The organism is Streptomyces sp. SPB074 (assembly GCF_000154905.1).
Lineage (GTDB): Bacteria > Actinomycetota > Actinomycetes > Streptomycetales > Streptomycetaceae > Streptomyces.
This window is the reverse complement of the sequence record NZ_GG770539.1, coordinates 190,345-208,262: the sequence shown is the minus strand read 5'-3', so window position 1 is coordinate 208,262 and position 17,918 is coordinate 190,345. Positions and strand designations below refer to the sequence as shown.

Annotated in this window: 12 protein-coding genes and 1 pseudogene; 8 read left to right on the top strand and 5 right to left on the bottom strand. The window is 72.8% G+C overall.

Translation table 11 applies throughout. The annotated features are described in order from the left end of the window. Both SSBG_RS33965 and SSBG_RS00900 read left to right on the top strand, forming a co-directional pair. Positions 1 to 1,393: PQQ-binding-like beta-propeller repeat protein (locus tag SSBG_RS33965; protein WP_037868606.1), on the top strand; the 1,393-nt coding region annotated here is incomplete at its 5' end. Positions 1,394 to 1,703: 310 nt separating this feature from the next. Next, positions 1,704 to 2,435 (top strand): S1 family peptidase, encoded by a 732-nt coding sequence (locus tag SSBG_RS00900; protein WP_008744361.1) that lies wholly within the window; start codon positions 1,704 to 1,706, stop codon positions 2,433 to 2,435. On the opposite strand, the gene SSBG_RS00895 is transcribed toward SSBG_RS00900, so the two are convergent. The 3 genes from SSBG_RS00895 to uppS form a co-directional block, all read right to left on the bottom strand. Then, positions 2,425 to 3,879: an FtsX-like permease family protein gene (locus tag SSBG_RS00895; RefSeq protein WP_234010298.1), complete on the bottom strand. Its 1,455-nt coding sequence runs from the start codon at positions 3,877 to 3,879 to the stop codon at positions 2,425 to 2,427. The two genes, SSBG_RS00900 and SSBG_RS00895, sit on opposite strands and share 11 nt — an antisense overlap. 160 nt (positions 3,880 to 4,039) lie before the next feature. Further along, on the bottom strand, positions 4,040 to 5,602 hold the full coding sequence (locus SSBG_RS00890; protein ID WP_008744359.1) for an oxygenase MpaB family protein: 1,563 nt from the start codon (positions 5,600 to 5,602) through the stop codon (positions 4,040 to 4,042). Then, positions 5,599 to 6,354 (bottom strand): polyprenyl diphosphate synthase, encoded by a 756-nt coding sequence (gene uppS, locus SSBG_RS00885; RefSeq protein WP_008744358.1) that lies wholly within the window; start codon positions 6,352 to 6,354, stop codon positions 5,599 to 5,601. Before uppS ends, SSBG_RS00890 begins: the two co-directional genes overlap by 4 nt. Before the next feature lie 381 nt (positions 6,355 to 6,735). Here uppS and SSBG_RS00880 point away from each other — a divergent pair, with 381 nt between their 5' ends. Continuing rightward, positions 6,736 to 7,953, top strand: coding sequence for an alginate lyase family protein (locus SSBG_RS00880; RefSeq protein ID WP_008744357.1), 1,218 nt, complete (start codon positions 6,736 to 6,738; stop codon positions 7,951 to 7,953). 165 nt (positions 7,954 to 8,118) lie between these two features. Continuing rightward, a complete protein-coding gene (locus SSBG_RS00875; RefSeq protein ID WP_008744356.1) occupies positions 8,119 to 8,937 on the top strand; it encodes an SAM-dependent methyltransferase in 819 nt (272 codons plus the stop codon). A gap of 107 nt (positions 8,938 to 9,044) precedes the next feature. On the opposite strand, the gene SSBG_RS00870 is transcribed toward SSBG_RS00875, so the two are convergent. Then, the gene (locus SSBG_RS00870; protein ID WP_008744355.1) at positions 9,045 to 12,818 is read right to left on the bottom strand and encodes a GH92 family glycosyl hydrolase; all 3,774 of its coding nucleotides are present in this window, start codon (positions 12,816 to 12,818) and stop codon (positions 9,045 to 9,047) included. Between the two features lie 522 nt (positions 12,819 to 13,340). Between SSBG_RS00870 and SSBG_RS00865 the strand changes: the two genes are divergently transcribed. From SSBG_RS00865 to SSBG_RS00855, 3 genes are read left to right on the top strand one after another with little or no spacing between them, the layout of a single operon-like run. Continuing rightward, positions 13,341 to 14,471, top strand: a complete 1,131-nt coding sequence (locus SSBG_RS00865) for a glutathione-independent formaldehyde dehydrogenase (protein WP_008744354.1) — start codon at positions 13,341 to 13,343, stop codon at positions 14,469 to 14,471. Positions 14,472 to 14,515: 44 nt separating this feature from the next. Continuing rightward, entirely contained in the window at positions 14,516 to 14,842 is a 327-nt protein-coding gene (locus SSBG_RS00860; protein WP_008744353.1) for a hypothetical protein, read from the top strand. 23 nt (positions 14,843 to 14,865) lie between these two features. After that, entirely contained in the window at positions 14,866 to 15,438 is a 573-nt protein-coding gene (locus SSBG_RS00855; protein ID WP_008744352.1) for a type 1 glutamine amidotransferase domain-containing protein, read from the top strand. 155 nt (positions 15,439 to 15,593) lie between these two features. Here SSBG_RS00855 and SSBG_RS00850 read toward each other — a convergent pair whose 3' ends face one another. Further along, a complete protein-coding gene (locus tag SSBG_RS00850) occupies positions 15,594 to 16,769 on the bottom strand; it encodes a Cmx/CmrA family chloramphenicol efflux MFS transporter (protein WP_008744351.1) in 1,176 nt (391 codons plus the stop codon). A gap of 421 nt (positions 16,770 to 17,190) precedes the next feature. Between SSBG_RS00850 and SSBG_RS00845 the strand changes: the two are divergent. Then, positions 17,191 to 17,918, top strand: a pseudogene (locus SSBG_RS00845) (type 1 glutamine amidotransferase); the annotation flags it as partial.

Below are 17,918 nucleotides of genomic sequence, written 5' to 3'. Positions count from 1 at the left end.
AAAAAAAAAAAAAAAAAAAAAAAAAAAAAAAAAAAAAAAGAAAAAAAAAAAAAAGGAAAAAACCGAAAACGAGGCCGCCGTCCCCGAGGCGGCAGTCCCCGCGGGCACCGCTCCCGGCGGCCGTCGGTCCCGGCGCCGTTGGCGCACCGTGCTCGCCGTCGCCGTCGCGGCCATCGGAGGGGGCGTCGCCGCGCTGACGGCGGCCAACTCCGAGGGGCAGAAGAAGGAGGACAGGAGCGACGCCGTCGCCGCCCCCGCGCCTCCGGCCGGATTCGCTCCCTGGCGCGTGACGGTACCGGGCGGGCGCCCGGACATTCCCGACGAGGTGCGGTGCGTCGCACAGGGGGACGCGGTGTTCTGCGGGGGAGGAAGCGTGACCGCGAGCCGCATCAGGATCGCGGACGGCTCCCGCGTGTGGACGGCGAAGAGCCCGGGCGTCCCCGTCCAGGGCACGCACTTCGTGGGCGTCACGCCGGACACCGCCGTCGGGTACCGGTTCGCGCCCGAGGACAGCCCGAAGACCCCGCGCGGGGAAGTGGTGGCGCTCGACGCGAAGACGGGCCGCGAACTGTGGTCCACGCCGACCGGCGCCCAGTCCCGCGCCGTGGCCGGCCGCAGCCAGGACGCCGTCGTCGCGGGCGGGACCGTCGTGAGCGTCGACGCGGGCAACTCCCGCCTGGAGGCGCGCGACGCGCACAGCGGCGACGTCACCTGGAACGCGCCCTTCCCCGCCGGCGCACGCTGCGCCCCCGTCCTCATGGCCACCCGGCTCCTCGCCATGTGCGCCACGGACACGGAGATCGACGCGCTCGACGTGCGCCACCCCACCCTGCGCACCGTGGACCACGCCACGGGCCGCCTCGGCGCGCCCCTCGCGCTCAAAGGCCCCGTCGTGCCGGTGGGGACCACCGACGGACGGCTCGCCCTCCTCGGGGTGCGCAAGGACGGCACGGCCATGGCCGACTACGACAGCGTGGCGCTGGCCGACCCCGTGACGCGCAAGGTCACGTACTCCCGCTTCGCCCGCACCCTCGGCGGGACGCCCGGCATGGCGCGCGGCACCGTCTACGTGAGCGGGCAGACCGGTCGCGTCTCGGCGGTCGATCCCGCGAACGGGCGCGTGAAATGGGCCCGCCAGACCGCCGTGGAAGGCGCTTCGGGGCCCTCGGGAGGCGACGCCGCGCTGTACTTCAGCTCCGCCACCGGCCGCGTGGTCGCGCTCTCGCCCGAGAACGGCGAGATCCTGTGGACGACCGATCCCCGGGTGGACGCCCTCACGGGCACCGGGGGCGAGAGCCCGCGCGTGACGGTGGCCGGGGGCGCCCTGGTCGTGGCGGCGGACAAGAACACGCTCTTCGCCTTCGACGCGCGCAAACCGCCGAAGTCGGGCTGACGGGGCGGAAGCCCTCCGGAGCCGGTCCGGGCGGGGGCGGTGCGGGCGGTGAAGGTCCGGGTGGGGGCGGCCCGTGTGGTGGGGGTCTGTCCGGCGGCGGTCCGCTCGGGGCGGTCCGTGCGGCGGTGGTCCGTGTGGTGGTCCGCCGGGGCGGCTCGGCGTGGGATGCCGCCGGGGCGTCCGCCCGACGGGCTCCGCGCGGGAGGAGCCGTTCGGGTGGTGCCCGGCTCACCGGCGGCGTCCCGGGGCACACGTGGCTGTGCCCGACGGGTCGCTCCCGTCCCCGTCTCCCGAGTGGAGTGAACGCGACATGGCCCACCGCGCACGCGCGCTGGAGCTGACCGTCCTGGCCCTGCTGAGCGGCGGGACGCTCGCCGCGCCGCCCGCGACCGCCGTCATCGGGGGCGCGCCGAGTACGTACGGCCCCTGGGCCGTGCGGATGTTCGTGGACGGCGTGCCCACGTGCACGGGTACGGCGGTCGCCCGGGAGTGGGTGCTCAGCGCCTCGCACTGCTTCTTCGAGCAGGGCCAGGCGGTCGCCGACTCGCGGATCTCCTTCCGGACCGGGAGCCTCGACGCGAGCGCCGGGACCCTCACGCACCCGGTGAAGGGCGGGCGGAAGGGGAGCGCCGAGGCCGACATGATGCTCGTCAAGGTCCCGCCGATGACGGTGCGCACGGCGCGGCTCGCGACCGAGGGGGTGCGCACCGGGCAGCGCGTGCGTGTCCTCGGCTGGGGCGCGACGTGCGAGGGCGACGAGAACGCGTGCCAGTCCCGCGTCCTCAAACAGGCCGAACTCCGCGTCGTGCGCCCCGACGACCCGCGCTGCGCCGGGCACGCCGGGCCCGGCACCTCCGACTTCTGCATGGAGAAGGTCAGCGGGATTCCCGCCGGGGGCGACTCGGGCGGCCCGGTGATCAGCGTCGCCCCGGACGGCCGTGAGGAACTTCTCGGCGTCTTCGACGGCTCCGACAGGGAGTCGACCGCCGAGGCGGGCGAGATCTCCCGGCAACGCGCCTGGATTCGCGGCGTCATCGGCTGAGGCGGAGCAGGGGCGGGGCGGGACGCGGAGGAGCGCGGCGCGCGGGGGCGCGGGGGACGCCACCCACGACGCGGGGTACGGAACGCCTCCCGTACCCCGTGTCCGCCCGCGCCCCGGCTACTCCGCCTTGATCGCCTGGAGCGGGTTCAGGCGTGCCGCGCCCCGGGCCGGCCACAGGGCGGCGAGGACGCCGACCACGACGGCGCTCGCGAGGAAGACCAGCAGCTGCGGCACCGGGACGTCCATGCGGTACGTCGGGACCCACCGCGCCGCCCGCGACCCAGCCGAGGAAGAGCCCGAGCCCCACCCCGAGGACCGCGCCGAACAGGGAGATCACCACGGACTCCAGCCGCACCATCCGCTTGACCTTCGCCCGGTCCAGGCCGATCGCCCGCAGCATCCCGATCTCGTGGCGTCGCTCGAAGACCGACATGGCCAGGGTGTTGATGACCCCGAGCACCGCGATCAGCACGGCCATCGCGAGCAGCCCGTAGAGCATCTTGAGGAGCATGTCGATGGCGCCGCCGATCTCGCCGCTGAGGGCGTCCTTGTCCTGGATCTTGAGTGCCGGGTTGGAACCGAGCGCCTTGACCAGCGTGTCCTGCGCCTCGTCGCTCGCGCCGCCCCGCATCCGGACGAGGACCTTCTCGTCGGTGATCTCCGACAGATGCGGGGTCATGACGGAGACCGGCAGGTAGACGCCGTTCAGCAGGTCGTTCGGCCGGTAGATCCCGGCGACGCGCAGCCGCGCGCGGCCGCCGCCGTCGTCGAAGCTCACCGCGACCTCGTCGCCGGTGCGCAGGCCGCGTTCCGCGGCGGTGTCCCGGTCCAGCAGGACCGTGTTCCCGCGCAGGTCACGCAGCGAGCCGCTGTCCAGGTCGGGCTGCACGAGGCTGCCGAAGCTCTCCGGGTCCACGCCGGAGAGCCGGCTGGGGCCCCCGCCGACCTTGCCGTACGCCGTGCGCACGGGGCTCGACGCGGTGACCTCCGGGAGGGCGGCCACGGTCTTGCCCACCTCGGGCCCGAGAGGTTCGTAGTTCGCCATCGAGACCGTGTAGTCGGCCTTGAGCGAGTCGGCCGCCATCCGGTCGATCGCGCCGCTCGTGGACGTCGCCACCACCGTCATCGCGGTGATGAGGGTGAGGCCGATCATCAGGGCGGAGGCGGTCGAGGCGGTACGACGCGGATTGCGGACCGCGTTGAGCCGGGCGAGCCTGCCCGCGACGCCGAAGAGCCTGAGCACCGGCTCCGCCGCCGCGACGAAGGGCCGCGAGAGCAGCGGCGTCAGGACGATCACCCCGACCATGACGACGCCCGCGCCCGCCGAGACCACGTAGTTGTCGTCCGTGAAGAGCAGCACTGTGCCGAAGGCGACGACGAGGGAGCCGAGGGTGTTGCGGAGGACGAGGCCGCGCAGGCTCGGCGGCGTGTGGACGCTGTTCATCGCGGCGACCGGCGGGATCTTCCCGCCGCGCACCCCTCCCGAAGACCCCCGCGAGAGGTGTCTTCGGGGTCGTCTTGAGTCGGACGTGGCGGCCGGTTCTCCGACTTGAGTATGACGTTCGGCCCCGAGGCGTCTCAGGGTACGGAGGCGCTCCGGCCGCTCACGGCTGGGTGAACAGCGGGTCGAACGGCGAGGAGCGCACCCGGCCCGACATGAACGAGACGAACGCGCGGACGAAGGCGGCGACGTCGTACCCGCCCTTGCCGCCGCCCGCCCCCGACCCGCCCGCGCCCGGCCGGTTGGCGCCCGCACCTTCCGCGCCCGCGCCCCCCGCCCCCGCGCGGCCCCCGTCCGCGTCGTCCGGCCCGTCCGCGTCGCCCGCCGTTTCCCGGCGGAACGCCGTGCGGAAGAGCGCCCGGTACTCCTCGGCGTCGATCGTCCCGTCGCCGTCGGTGTCGGTCGCGGCGAAGAGGACCTCGGCGACCCGGATGAGCGCCGGGCCCGCGAGCCCGGGGGCCGCGCTCGCGTACTCCCGCGCGCTCACCCGCCCGTCCCCGTCCGTGTCCAGCTCCGCCCGCAGCTCGCGCCACCAGCCCGCGAACGCCTCGTACAGCCGGGTCTCCTCCGGCTCGTCCAGGTCGAGCCGCGTCGCCAGTTCCCGTGCCATGGCGGCGAGATCCGGCCAGTCGAGATACCCGTCCCCCGTCTGGTCGAGCACGTCGCGGAAGAAGCCCTCGGCATCGTCGTGCACGGAAGCCGAAGCGGACGCCGGGGCGGAAGCGGACGGGGCTGCCGGTTCCGGCGCGGTGAGCGGCGAGAGCAGGCGCACCAGGGCTCCCGCCCGCCGCACCCTCTCGTGCAGCGCCGACAGCGTGCGCGCCGCCGGGTCGTCCCCACCGGGCGAGGCCGAGAGCAGATCGACGACGCGCTCGGCGCTCAGCCACTCCTCGCGCCATTCCTCCGGCACGAAACGTGCCAGCCCGGCGGCGAGGTAGGTGCCGCGCATGAGCGTCGTCGCGCCCGGCAGCTCGGGGAGGCCGACGCGCCGCCGGTACGGTTCGGGCAGCGAAGCCACGGTGACCGCCCCGATGAGCGGCCCGGCGAGAGCCCGTCCCGTCGCCCACACCGTGGGGAGCCCGCTCAGCACCCCGGGCGCCGGCAGGTGGTCGAAGAGCCTGTAGAGGATGATCCGCATCGCCTCGGTGTCCGCCAGCTCCCGGGCGACGACCCCGTCGAAGTAGGGCCAGAACTCCCCGGTCGTGGGCGGCAGCGCGGCCTCGTCCTCGCCCAGCGCCCGCAGGTAGTCCCGGGTCTCCGCGTACAGGCCCTCGATCTCCTCGTGGCGCAGCGGCTGACCGCTGAGCCGGTACATCGTGACGGCGCTCTCGAAGAGCGTCGCGAGGACCCAGGCGCGCGCGGCGGGGTCCATCGCGTCGTACGGGCTCCGGTCGGGCCCCGTGCCCTTGATCCGCGCGTGCATCCGGTTGAGCCGGGCCGCCTCCCGCTCGCGCACGGCCGCGTCGGCGTCGCACATGCGGCGCATACTCGTGAAGGTGTTGCGCAGCCGGCGCCACGGGTGCGTGACGAAGGTGGAGTGGGCGGCCAGCGCGGCGCCGACCTGCGGGTGCGCGGCCTCCAGGACGGTGGCGCGGACAAGGGCCGGGGCCCAGCGCCGGTCGTCGAAGAGCCGGCGGTAGCGGGGGTGTCCCTCGGCGGTCGTCATGGGGCGGGGGTTCCGTTCTGCTGGGCCGGGACGCCGCCGAAGCGGCGCTCGCGGTGCCGGTAGTGGTGCAGGCACTCCAGGAAGTGCGGGGCGCGGAAGTCCGGCCAGAGCACGGTGGGGAAGACCCATTCCGCGTAGGCGACCTGCCACAGCATGAAGTTGGAGATGCGCTGCTCTCCCGAGGTGCGGATCACGAGGTCCACGTCGGGGGTGTCGGGGAAGGGCAGGTGGGCGGCGAAGGCGCGCTCGGTCACCTCGTCGGCCGGGACACCGGCCCGGATCAGGGAGCGCGCGGCGGCGACGATGTCGCCGCGCCCGCCGTGGTCGAAGGCGACGGTCAGGGTCATGCGGCGGTTGCCCGCGGTCAGCGTCGCGAGGTCGGCGAAATCGCGCGCCAGGGGAGCGGGGAGGCGGGGGTCGTCCGCGCCGAGCACGCGGCAGCGGATGCCGCGCGCGTGCAGCAACGGGGCGTGCTTGCGCACGGTGTGCCGTACGAGGTCCATGAGGTAGCCGACCTCGGCGTCCGGGCGGCTCCAGTTCTCCGTGGAGAAGGCGTACAGGCTCAGCCACTCCACCCCGGCGGAGCGCGCCGCCTCGATGACGTCGATCACCGTCGCCTCGGCCGCGCGGTGCCCGGCGGTCCTGGGCAGCGAACGCCGCTGCGCCCAGCGCCCGTTGCCGTCCATCACGCACGCGACATGGCGCGGTCCCCGCCCCGTCGGCGCGGCGGCGTCCTCGTACCCGCCCGTCATGGCTCCCCTCCCGGACCGCCGAGAGCCCCGCCCGCGCGCCGGGGTGGCGCACCGGCATCGCGTTCCGGCGTCCGGACGCTCATCGGATGATCGGAAGCAGCGTGCCAGTCCGGGCGGGCCGGGGGAGGGGTTCGGGGTGACGTTCACCCGTAGAACGGGCGCCCGAGGAGTGGGAGGGAGTGGCGCGGGCTCGTCATGCCGAGGCGACGGGGCGGATTCCGGCCGGGGCGGCGCGTGCTCGCGGCGGGGAAACGGGCCTGCCGCGGGTCCCTGTTTTCAAGAGGTGCACGCTTCTTGACGCCCCATTGGTGCATACCTATGGTCTCTCAGCAGTACGCATTCGAGCGTGCGAATTTCATTCACATACGGGAATGAGTTCTCATGGAAGCTTTCTCCCGGCGCCCCCACCGAGGCCGGACCTCCCCCCACCTCCTCGTCGCCGCGACGCTCGTCGCCCTCGTCGCCGCGCTGCTCGCCCGGCCCGGCGCGGGCAGGGCGGAGGCGGCGCCCGCCGCGTTCACGCACCCCGGGGTGACCGTCTCGCAGAGCCAGCTCGACTTCGTGCGCCGCAAGGTACAGGCCGGGGCGCAGCCCTGGAAGGGCGCCTTCGACCAGATGATGGGAAGCAGGTACGCCGACCTCAACCGCACGCCCAAGCCGCGTGCGACGGTCGAGTGCGGCTCGTACTCCAACCCCAACTACGGCTGCACCGACGAGCGCGAGGACGCGATAGCCGCGTACACCGACGCCCTCGCCTGGTACCTCACCCGCGACGAGCGCTACGCGCGGAAGGCGATCCAGCTCATGGACGCCTGGTCCGGGACGATCAAGAGCCACACCAACACCAACGCGCCCCTCCAGACCGGCTGGGCCGGTTCCTCCTGGCCCAAGGCCGCCGAGCTGATCAAGCACACCTACACCGGCGACTGGGCCCAGCGCGCCCGCTTCGACACGATGCTCCGCCAGGTCTACCTCCCCGTCGTCATCAAGGGCTCCAACTCCAACGGCAACTGGGAGCTGACCATCCTGGAGGCGGCGATCGGCATCTCCGTCTACCTCGACGACAAGGGCGCGTACGACACCGCCATGGGGAAGTTCCGCACGCGGACCGCCGCCTACGTCTACCTCTCCTCGGACGGCGACCTGCCGAAGACCGTCCCGAGCCAGAACCTCGACACCCGCCAGAAGATCATCAACTACTGGCAGGGCCAGTCGACCTTCGTCACCGGGCTCACCCAGGAGACCTGCCGCGACCTCACCCACACCGGGTACGGCATCTCCTCGATCTCGCACGTCGCCGAGACCAGCCGCATCCAGGGCCAGGACCTCTACGGCACGGACGTCGGCGAACGCCTGCGCCAGGCGCTCGGCTTCCAGTCGAAGTACGAGCTGGGCGAGGCCCCGCCGAGCTGGCTCTGCGGCGGCAAGGTCACGCGCGGCCTCGGCCCCGTCACCGAGGTGGGCTACAACGCCCTGCACGGCCGTCTCGGCATCGCCATGGCCAACACCCAGCGGCTCACCGAGCAGCAGCGACCGGCGGGCACGAACAACCTCTTCGTCGCCTGGGAGACCCTGACCCACGCAGGCAACCCCAACTGACCCGGGGGCTCAAGGCGAGGGGCGCCGTCCAGGACCTGGACGGCGCCCCTTGTTCGTCCCCGCCGTCCCGGTGCCGTGCGCCGCCCCACCGCCGAGCGCCCGCGCCTCCTGTCCCTAGAATCGGGTTGCTTTGATCAACGAAGCAACCCGAGGCAGGAGTTGACGATGCCGGAATCGCAGGACACGGGCGCGGCGCCGAAGATAGACACCAGCAAGCCGCACCCCGCGCGGATGTACGACTGGATGCTCGGAGGCAAGGACAACTATCCCGTCGACGAGGAACTCGGGCGCCAGATGGTCGCCCTGGAGCCCCAGCTCCCGCTCATGGCCAGGATGAACCGCGCCTTCATGCGCCGTGCCACGCGCTGGCTCGCCACCCAGGGCATCGACCAGTTCCTCGACATCGGCTCCGGCATCCCCACCGAGCCCAATCTCCACCAGCTCGCCCAGCGCGAACGGCCCGAGGCGCGCGTCGTCTACTGCGACCGGGACCCCATCGTCATGGCGCACGCCGAAGCCCTCCTGCGCGGGACCCCCGAGGGCGCACTCGACTTCGCGCTCGTGGACGCCCACGACACCGCGGCGGTCCTCGCGCTCGCCGCCAAGACCCTCGACCTGTCCCTGCCCGTCGCCGTCTCGCTCGTCGCCCTCCTCCACTTCATCCGCGACGAGGACGGCGCCCACGAGCTCGTCTCCGCGTTCAAGGACGCCCTCGCGCCGGGCAGTTACCTCGTGCTGTCGCACTTCACCGCGGACTTCCACTCCGCCGAGGACATCGCGAAGGCGAGCGGCGCCTACCGCGCCAAGGGACTCACGGCCGCCCTGCGCACCCGCGCCGAGTTCAGCCGCTTCCTCGACGGCTTCGAGCCCGTCGAGCCCGGCGTGGTCCTCGCCGAGCAGTGGCACCCCGAACTCGGCGAGCCGGTCCCGGGACAGGAAGGGCACATCAGCTCGACGTACGCGGCGGTGGCGCGCAAGAACTGAGCCGCCGGGCCGCCGCGCGGCCGGGCCCGCGCGCCCGCCCCCGGCCGCACGGGAACCGGCCCCGGACCCCGCGGGGTCCAGGGCCGGCTCACTCGAACCGCCGTCGCTCAGCCCAGCAGTTCCACCTCCGCCACCCGGGGCGCCGCCGCGCCCGTCCCGGCGCCGTCCGGCACGATCCGGTAGTGCGCGTACGTCCCCGGCCGCGCGACCGAGAAGACCCGCGTCTGCTGGTCGTACCCGAAGGACTCCCCGGCGCGCTTGTCCAGGTCCCGCCAGGAGGTCCCGTCCTTCGAGCCCTGGAGCACCCAGCCGCTCGGGGCCTTGGCCCGGTCCGCCGACGTGAGCGTGTACTGCGCCGCCTTCACCGCCTCGCCGACGGGCAGCTCGTCCTGAGTGAGCGGCCCCTCCGTCGCCGAGGTGTTGTCGGTCAGCGGGCCCTGGCCGTCGAGAAGCGCGTCGGAACGGGGCTTCGCGACCGCGTCGCCCTGCGTGAGCGAACGCGGCCCCGCGTTCTTGCCGCTGCCCCACGACGAGGGCTTGGGGCCCATGACGAACTCCAGCGTGCCGCCCTTGGCGACGGCGTCGCTCGGGAGCGAGGTCGCGTCGTACTTCTTGCCGTTGAGGCGCACGCTCTGCACGTAGATGTTCTTCGTGCTGTTGCCGCGCGCGGTGACGGTGAACTTCTTGCCGTTCTCCATGCGCAGCGTCGCCTTCGTGAAGAGCGGCGAGCCGATCGCGTACTCCTGGCCGCCCATCACGAGCGGGTAGAAGCCGAGCGCGGAGAAGAGGTACCAGGCCGACTGCTCGCCGTTGTCCTCGTCGCCGTGGTAGCCCTGCCCGATCGAGCTGCCCGAGTAGAGGCGCGAGAGGACCTCGCGGACCTTCTCCTGCGTCTTCCACGGCTGCCCGGCCGCGTCGTACATGTACGCGGCGTGGTGCGCGACCTGGTTGCTGTGCCCGTACTGGCCCATGCGCACGTCGCGCGCCTCGGTCATCTCGTGGATGACACCGCCGTACGAACCCGTGAACTCGGCCGTCGCCGTCTCCGGCGTCGAGAAGTACGTGTCGAGCTTCTTCGCGAGCCCGTCACGCCCGCCGTACAGGTTCGCGAGACCGTGCGAGTCCTGCGGCGCGGTGAACGCGTACCCCCAGCCGTTCGTCTCGGTGTAGTCGTAGCCCCACACGCGCGGGTCGTACTTGTCCGCGGGCAGACGCCAGGACCCGTCGGCCTTGCGGCCCTGGAAGAAGCCGGCGTCCTTGTCGAACATCTTCACGTAGTCCTGCGCCCGGTTGAGGAAGTACGCGGACTCCTCCTTGTACCGCTTCTCACCGGTCTTCTTGTACAGCGCCTCGCCCATGCGGCCGATGCCGTAGTCGTTGACGTAGCCCTCCATCGCCCACGACATGCCCTCGCCCGTGTCGGTCGAGGTGTAGCCGAGGAACGGCGAAGTCTTCATTCCCTTGCGGCCCACGCCCGAGGACGGCGGCACGACTGTGGCGTTCTTGAGCGCGGCCTCGTACGCCGCCTTCGCGTCGAAGTCCACGCCCTTCGTGTACGCGTCCGCGAAGGCCACGTCCGAGGACGTCCCCGTCATGAGGTCCGCGTAGCCCGGCGAGGACCAGCGCGAGATCCAGCCGCCGTCCTTGTACTGCTGCACGAAGCCGTCGACGAGTTCCCCCGCCTTCTTCGGCGTCAGGAGCGAGTACGCGGGCCACGTGGTGCGGTACGTGTCCCAGAAGCCGTTGTTGACGTAGACCTTGCCGTCCACGATCTTGGCCCCGGTGTGCGTCGCCGAGTCCGGGTCCGGCATCTTCGAGAAGGGGCTCGCGTACTGGTACACGGGCTTGCGCTCGGTCCCGGTGTTCTCGAAGCCCGAGTTCGGGTAGAGGTAGAGCCGGTACAGGCTGGAGTAGAGCGTCGTGAGCTGGTCCTCGCTCGCGCCCTCGACGGTCACGGTGCGCATGAGCTTCTCCCACTGCGCCCGCGCCTTCGCACGCACCGCGTCGTAGCTCTCGCGCGCCGGGATCTCCCGCTCCAGGTTCGTCCTCGCCTGGTCGACGCCGATGAGCGAGGTCGCGAGGCGCAGCGTCACCGTGCGGTCCCGCCCCGCGTCGAAGCGCAGGTAGCCCTTGACGCCCGAGGAGTCCCCGCCGGTGACCTTCTTGTCGAAGACGCCGTAGACGAAGAGCCGCGTGGCCCCCGTCGACAGCCCGCTCTTGACGTCCGAGTAGCCCGTGACGGTGCCGTGCTCCTTGTCGAGCGTGAGGCCGCCCTGCTCCGAGACGTTGTCGAAGATCACGGAGGCGTCCTTGCCCGGGTACGTGAACCGGAGCGCCGCCGCGTGATCGGTCGGGGCGACCTGGGCGCGCAGCCCGTTCTCGTACGTCACCGCGTACTCGTACGGCTTCGCGGACTCGTTCTCGTGCCGGAAGGGCAGCGCCCGCTCGGTCCGTCCGGTCGCCGGGGTGCCGGCCGCGAGCGACGGCATGACCTGGAAGGTCTGCCGGTCGCCCATCCACGGGCTCGGCTCGTGGCTCGCCGCGATCGCCTGCATGGTCGGCAGGTTGTCGGAGTTGTTGGAGCGCGCGTAGTCGTAGAGCCAGCTCGTGGAGCCCGCGTTGGTCACCGGGGTCCAGAAGTTGAAGCCGTGCGGAACGGCCGTCGCGGGGATGTTGTTGCCGCGCGAGAAGTCACCGCTGGAGTTGGTGCCGCGCGTCGTCGTCGCGTAGTCGGAGAGGTACGGCTTCGGCCGCGGCGCGGCCTGCTCCTTGACGCTGATGTCGTCGACCCAGCCCCGGAAGGTGTGCGGGCCCTTGGCCGCGTCGTACCCGAGGAGCACGCGGTCGATCGTCTTGCCCGCCGCGACGCTCCCGATCCGCGCGCTGCGGTCGTTCCACTGGTTCGCGTAGAGCGCCTTCGACGCGCCCTGCCCCTGCGGGCTGAGCCGGAAACCGAGCTGGTCCACGGCGTTCAGGTCGCTCAGGCGCGTTCCGTCGGTGAACGCGAGGTCGACCGCGACGTATGTCGCCGGGTAGTCGAGGTCCGTCGCGGGGAGCGAGGGGAAGATCTTGTACGAGAGCGTCGTGTCCTTGCGGACCTTCACGTTCACGTCGAAGACCTTGTTGTACGCGTACCCGCGCCCCTTCGCGCGGTGCGTGCCCGAGTAGCGCAGCGCGTGCGTCCCGGTGAAGCCCGCGCCCGCCTTCGCGGTCGGCGAGCCGCTGGGGCCGTGGTCCACGAGCGTGCTCATGTCCTTGGGCGGCTCGGGATCGCTGTCGCCCGTGGAGAGCTGCACCTCGGCGAGCTGGGTGGCGTCCGAGCCGCCGTTGTTGGCGCTGACGTCCAGGCGGTAGTGCGCGTACGCGACCGGCGTGCCGCCGATGTCGTACGTCTTCGACTGCGCCCGCTCGGTGAACTTCTCGCCCGTGCGCGTGTCGAGCGTCTTCCAGTCCTTGCCGTCCGCCGAGCCCTGGAGGGTCCAGTCCCGCGGGTCGCGCTCCTCGTGGTCGTTGGCCGACACGAGCGCGTAGCGGGTGATGGTCTGCGGCGCGTCGAGATCGAACTCCGCCCAGCCCTTGTTCTCGAAGGTCAGCCACTTCGTGCCCGGCAGGCCGTCGGCGAGATTCGCCGCGACCTCCCCGCCCGCCGTGTTCTCCGCGCTCGCCCGCACGGCCGTCACGTGGTCGGTGACGTTGCCGGGGATGCCGGAGCTGTAGGCGCCGTCCACGCCGGAGCGGCGCGGCCGGCCCGAGGCGTCGGTGTCGGCGGTGCTGAGCCAGTCGGGGGCCTTCTCGCCGTCCTCGAAGGAGGAGGCGAAAGCGGTCTGCGGGCGGTGCGCGGCCTCGTGCGGCGCGGCGACGGCGCCCTGCGCCGTGCCCACGAGCAGCAGGGCGGCTGCCCCGAGGACAATCCCCCCTGATCTGCGGCGCGACGGAGGTCTGCCCCCTGGTGACGTCCTGGACAAGGACCCGTGCGGCATCGGATCGTCCTCCCCGGCCCCGGGTCACGGCCCGGAACCCTCCTGTGACAACGTTGTCAGGACCCCGTGCGGGGTCCGGCACACCAGTAGGTCCCGGAGGGGGGTGCGGAATCAAGAGGCTGGACGGGCGGAAGTGAACCTTGGCCGGAAAGTGATGTACGGACGGCCCCGCCGCCGAGACCTTCCGGAGGCCCGTGCCCGTGGCCGGATGCGCGCCGGGCCGTCGGGGCGCACGCTGGGAAGAGGTGCTCCGGGAGTGGGCTCGTCCGTGTGTACACGGGTTTCGCCCGGGCACCCGACCGATCGACAACCGCACGCGAGCGGCCCCTGCGGCGGATCGCCGGGCAGGGGGACCCTTCGGGGCGAGGCGCCCCGCCCCCTTCCCCGTGCCGTCGCCAGTGGCCGGAATCAGGTGATCACGCGATGAAGGCACTTGTCTACGAAGGCCCCCGTCAGGTGGCGGTCGAAGACGTACCCGACGCCCGGATCGAACGCCCCACCGACGTGCTGGTCCGCGTCACGTCCACCAATATCTGCGGCTCCGACCTCCACATGTACGAGGGCCGCACCACCCTGGAGCAGGGCCGCGTCCTCGGCCACGAGAACCTCGGCGTCGTCGTGGAGACCGGCGAGGGGGTGTACGGCGTCCATGTCGGCGACCGGGTCTGCCTGCCCTTCAACATCGGCTGCGGCTTCTGCGAGAACTGCGAGCGCGGATACACGGGCTTCTGCCTCTCCGTCGACTCCGACACCCCGGGCGGCGCCTACGGCTTCGCCGAAATGGGTTCGTACGCGGGCGGCCAGGCGGAGTACCTCCGGGTCCCGTGGGGCGACTTCAACTGCCTCGTCCTGCCGGAGGACGCCGCCGAGAAGGAGAACGACTACGTGATGCTGGCGGACATCTTCCCGACCGGCTACCACGCCACCGAACTCGCCGGTGTCTCGCCGGGCGAGTCCGTCGCCGTCTACGGCGCCGGTCCCGTCGGTCTCATGGCCGCCTACTCGGCCGTCCTGCGCGGCGCGAGCCAGGTCCTCGTCGTGGACCGGCACCCCGACCGGCTCCGCCTCGCCGAGGCCGCAGGGGCGATCCCCGTGGACGACAGCAAGGGCGAGCACGTCGAGGAGATCCTGGAACGCACGGGCGGCGGCGCCGACCGGGGCTGCGAGTGCGTCGGCTACCAGGCGCACGACCCGCAGGGCCACGAGAAGCCCGAGTCCACGATGAACGACCTCGTCGCCTCGGTCCGGGCCACCGGCGGCATCGGTGTCGTCGGCGTCTTCCTCCCCCAGGACGAGGGCGCCCCGACGGAGCTGACCCGCGAGGGCAAGCTGCCCTTCGACTTCGGCCAGTTCTGGTTCAAGGGCCAGAGCGTCCGCACGGGCCAGGCCAACGTCAAGGCGTACAACAGGCGGCTCGCCCAGCTCATCCACCACGACCGCGCGCACCCCTCCTTCCTCGTCTCGCACGAACTCCCCCTCGCCGAGGCCCCCCGCGCGTACCGCGACTTCGACGACCGCGAGCCGGGCTGGACCAAGGTGATCCTCAAGCCCTGAACGGGGTACCGGAGACCGTACGAGCCGGAAGAGAGGTGAGCACCGTGCCGGCAGGCTCCAACCGCAAGCGCGAGCGCCAGTACGAGCACATCAAGGAGAGCGAGGAGCGGCGTGGCACGTCCGAGGGACGGGCCGAGGAGATCGCCGCCCGGACCGTGAACAAGGAGCGGGCCCGCGCGGGCGAGTCCCGCCGCGCGGGCAAGGTCTCCACGCGAGACCCGAAGTCGAGCTACGAGCGGGGCGGCGAGCGCTCGCACAGCGGCCCCCAGGGGCCCACGCGCGACCAGCTCTACGAAGAAGCCAAGAAGAAGAACATCCAGGGCCGTTCCTCGATGAACAAGCAGGAACTGCGCAAGGCCGTCGGCCGCTGAGGCGGACCGGGGAGAGGAGCGTCATGGCGGAGAACACGCCCGACCTCAGCGGGCACAAGGTGCTCGCGATCGTCACGAACTACGGCGTCGAGCAGGACGAGCTCGTCGTTCCCGTCGACCGCCTGCGGGACGCGGAGGCGGAGGTGACCATCGCGGCGACGAAGCAGGAGCCGGTCCAGACCCTCGTCGGGGACAAGGACCCGGGAAAGACCGTCCGGCCCTCGGCGACGCTCGCCGACGTCGACCCGGGGCAGTACGAACTGCTCCTCGTCCCCGGCGGCACGCTCAACGCCGACAGTCTGCGCCTGGACGAAGACGCCCTGGGCATCGCCCGGGACTTCACCTCCGGAGGCCGTCCCGTCGCCGCGATCTGCCACGGCCCGTGGCTCCTCGTGGAGACCGGCGCGGTCAAGGGCAAGACCCTCACCTCGTACCCCTCGCTGCGGACCGACATCACGAACGCGGGCGCGGCCCAGTGGGCCGACAAGGAGGCCGTCCGCTGCGACGCGGAGGGCTTCACCCTGATCACCTCCCGCAACCCGGGCGACCTCGACGCCTTCCTCCGCGAGATCGAAGCGGTGCTGGCGGCGGCCTGACACGGAGGCGTGCGGCCGGGAACACCACACGCGCGAAGAACCCCGGGAGCCGGGCTCGTGCGACGGCCGGGAACACGGCTCAGACGGGCGACGCGCCCGCCCGAAGCCGGTGTCCCCGGCCGCCGCACGCCCGGGGCACGGGACCCCTCGTGGGATCACGGCAACCGGGAGGGCGTGGGCTCCTCGGTCCCCGTGAGCCGCGCGCGAAAACGCAGGACAAGCACGAAGGCCGCCACCGCGAGCAGGGCACTCGTCCACAGCGGCCCGCGCGGGCCCGCCGCCGTCGCGAGGGACGGGGCGGCGAGCAGGGGACCCGCCGCGGCACCCGCGTTGAGGGCCGTCGTCGCGCAGGCCCCCGCGAGGGCCGGCGCACCCGACGCCTCGTGCAGGACGCGCGTCACCAGCGTGCTGCCGAGCGCGAAGGACGCCGCACCCTGCGCGCAGACCAGCGGGAGCAGCACAGCCGGTTCCCCGGCGGCGAGCGCGAGCGCCGGCCAGCCCACGACAACCGCCGGGCCCGTCACCGTGAGCAGGACACCGGGCCGGCCGTCCGCGAAGCGGCCCGCGAGCGTGACCCCCGCGAACGATCCCGCGCCGAAGAGCATCAGGACCACCGCGACCCACCCCTCACCCAGACCGGCGGCCCCGGTCACGACGGGGGCGAGGTAGGTGAAACTCGCGAAGGTCGCCGCGTTGACCAGGGCGCCGAGCGGCATCGCGAGCAGCAAGGACGGCCGGCGCAGTACCGCCGCCTCCGCGCGCAGCCCGCGCCCGCCCGTCCCGCCCCGGGCCGCCGGCACCGCCGCGAACACGCCGAGCGCGACGGGTACGCACAGCGCCGCGAGCCCCCAGAACACCGCCCGCCAGCCGTACAGCGTGCCGAGCGCCGCCCCGGCGGGGACCCCGGCGACCGTCGCCGCCGTCGTTCCGGCGAGCAGCACGGCGAGCGCGCGCCCCGACCGGTCCGCGGGGACGAGCGCGGTCGCCGTCGGCAGCGCCAGGGCGAGGAAGCCCGCGTGCGCGAGCGCGGCGAGGACTCGCGCCGCGAACAGAACGGTGAAGCTCGCCGTCAGAGCGGCCGCGGCGTGGGCGGCCCCGAAGACGAGGACGGAGGCGATGAGGCAGGCGCGGCGCGGCCAGGCGCGGGCGAGCACGGCGACGAGCGGGGCGCCCACCACCATGCCGACGGCGAAGGCGGGCGTCAGCAGGCCGGCCGTCGCGACCGTGACGCCGAGATCCGGCGCCAGAGCGGGCAGCAGCCCGGCGAGAACGAACTCGGACGTGCCCATGGCGAACACGGCCAGGGCGAGCGGGTACAGGGCGAAGGGCATCGCGTGGACTCCGGGAGAAGGCGAGGTACGAGAGGTCGTCTCGTCATCGCCGTCGGTCCCCGGAGCGCGAATGCGCAGCCCGGCCGCCGTACGGGAATGGCGGGGGCACGCGGAGCACACCGGCCCGGCGGAGCGGAAGCTCGACGGCTCACCGGCGTGATGGCTCAGCGCTGCGGAAGCTCAATGGCGCGGCGGCTCGGCGCCGCGCGGGCTCAGTGGTGCGGGGGGCTGACGGCGTGACCGAAAGCCCCCGACCTGTCCGACTCGGGACTCGACATGACGCGCACGATACCGCGCGGGCAACGTCAGGAACACGGAGTTCTCGGCGGCAGGGACCGGGCCACCCCGCACGCTCGGATTTCGCCCTCCCGCGCCTAGGTTCGGTGCCTGACTGAACGGGTGGCAGGGAGGGAGAGCGCGGATGGTGGCCGAGGCTCGGCGGGACGGCGGTGGGGCGAGGGAGGGCCGCGTGCTCGTGGTGTGTCATCAGGACGGGGACGGGGCGGGGAACTGGGCGTCATGGCTCGCGGAGGCGGGTGTGCGGCTCGATGTGGTGCCGGCCTGGGCGGGGGAGCCGCTGCCCGCGCGGCTCGCTCATGACGGGCTGCTCGTCCTCGGGGGTGCCCACCTGCCGGACGACGACGCGCGCCCCCGTGGCTGCCGGCCACGCGTGCCCTCGTCCGGCAGGCACTCGACGGGGGTGTCCCCATGTTCGGCATCTGCCTCGGCGGCCAGCTCCTCGCGCACGTCGCAGGGGGAGAGGTACGCGGAAAGCACGGCACGCCCGAGTTCGGCAGCGTCCGGCTCACCCTGCGTCCCGAGGCGGCCGACGATCCGCTCTTCCACGGGCTGCCCGCGCACCCGCCGGCGATCGAGAACCACGTCGACGCGATCACGGCGCTCCCGCCGGGCGCGCACTGGCTGCTGAGCAGCGCCGACTGCCCGTACCAGGGCTTCCGCCTCGGCACGAGGGCCTGGGGCGTGCAGTTCCACCCGGAGGCCCGCGTCGCGCGCATCCCGCAGTGGAATCCCCGCCGCCTCGCCCGGCACGGCGCCCCCGGCCCCGCGCGCCTCCACGCCCACGCCGTGCGCGAGGCCCCGGAGGCGGAGTCCGCCTGGCGCACCGTCGCCCACCGCTTCGCGGCACTG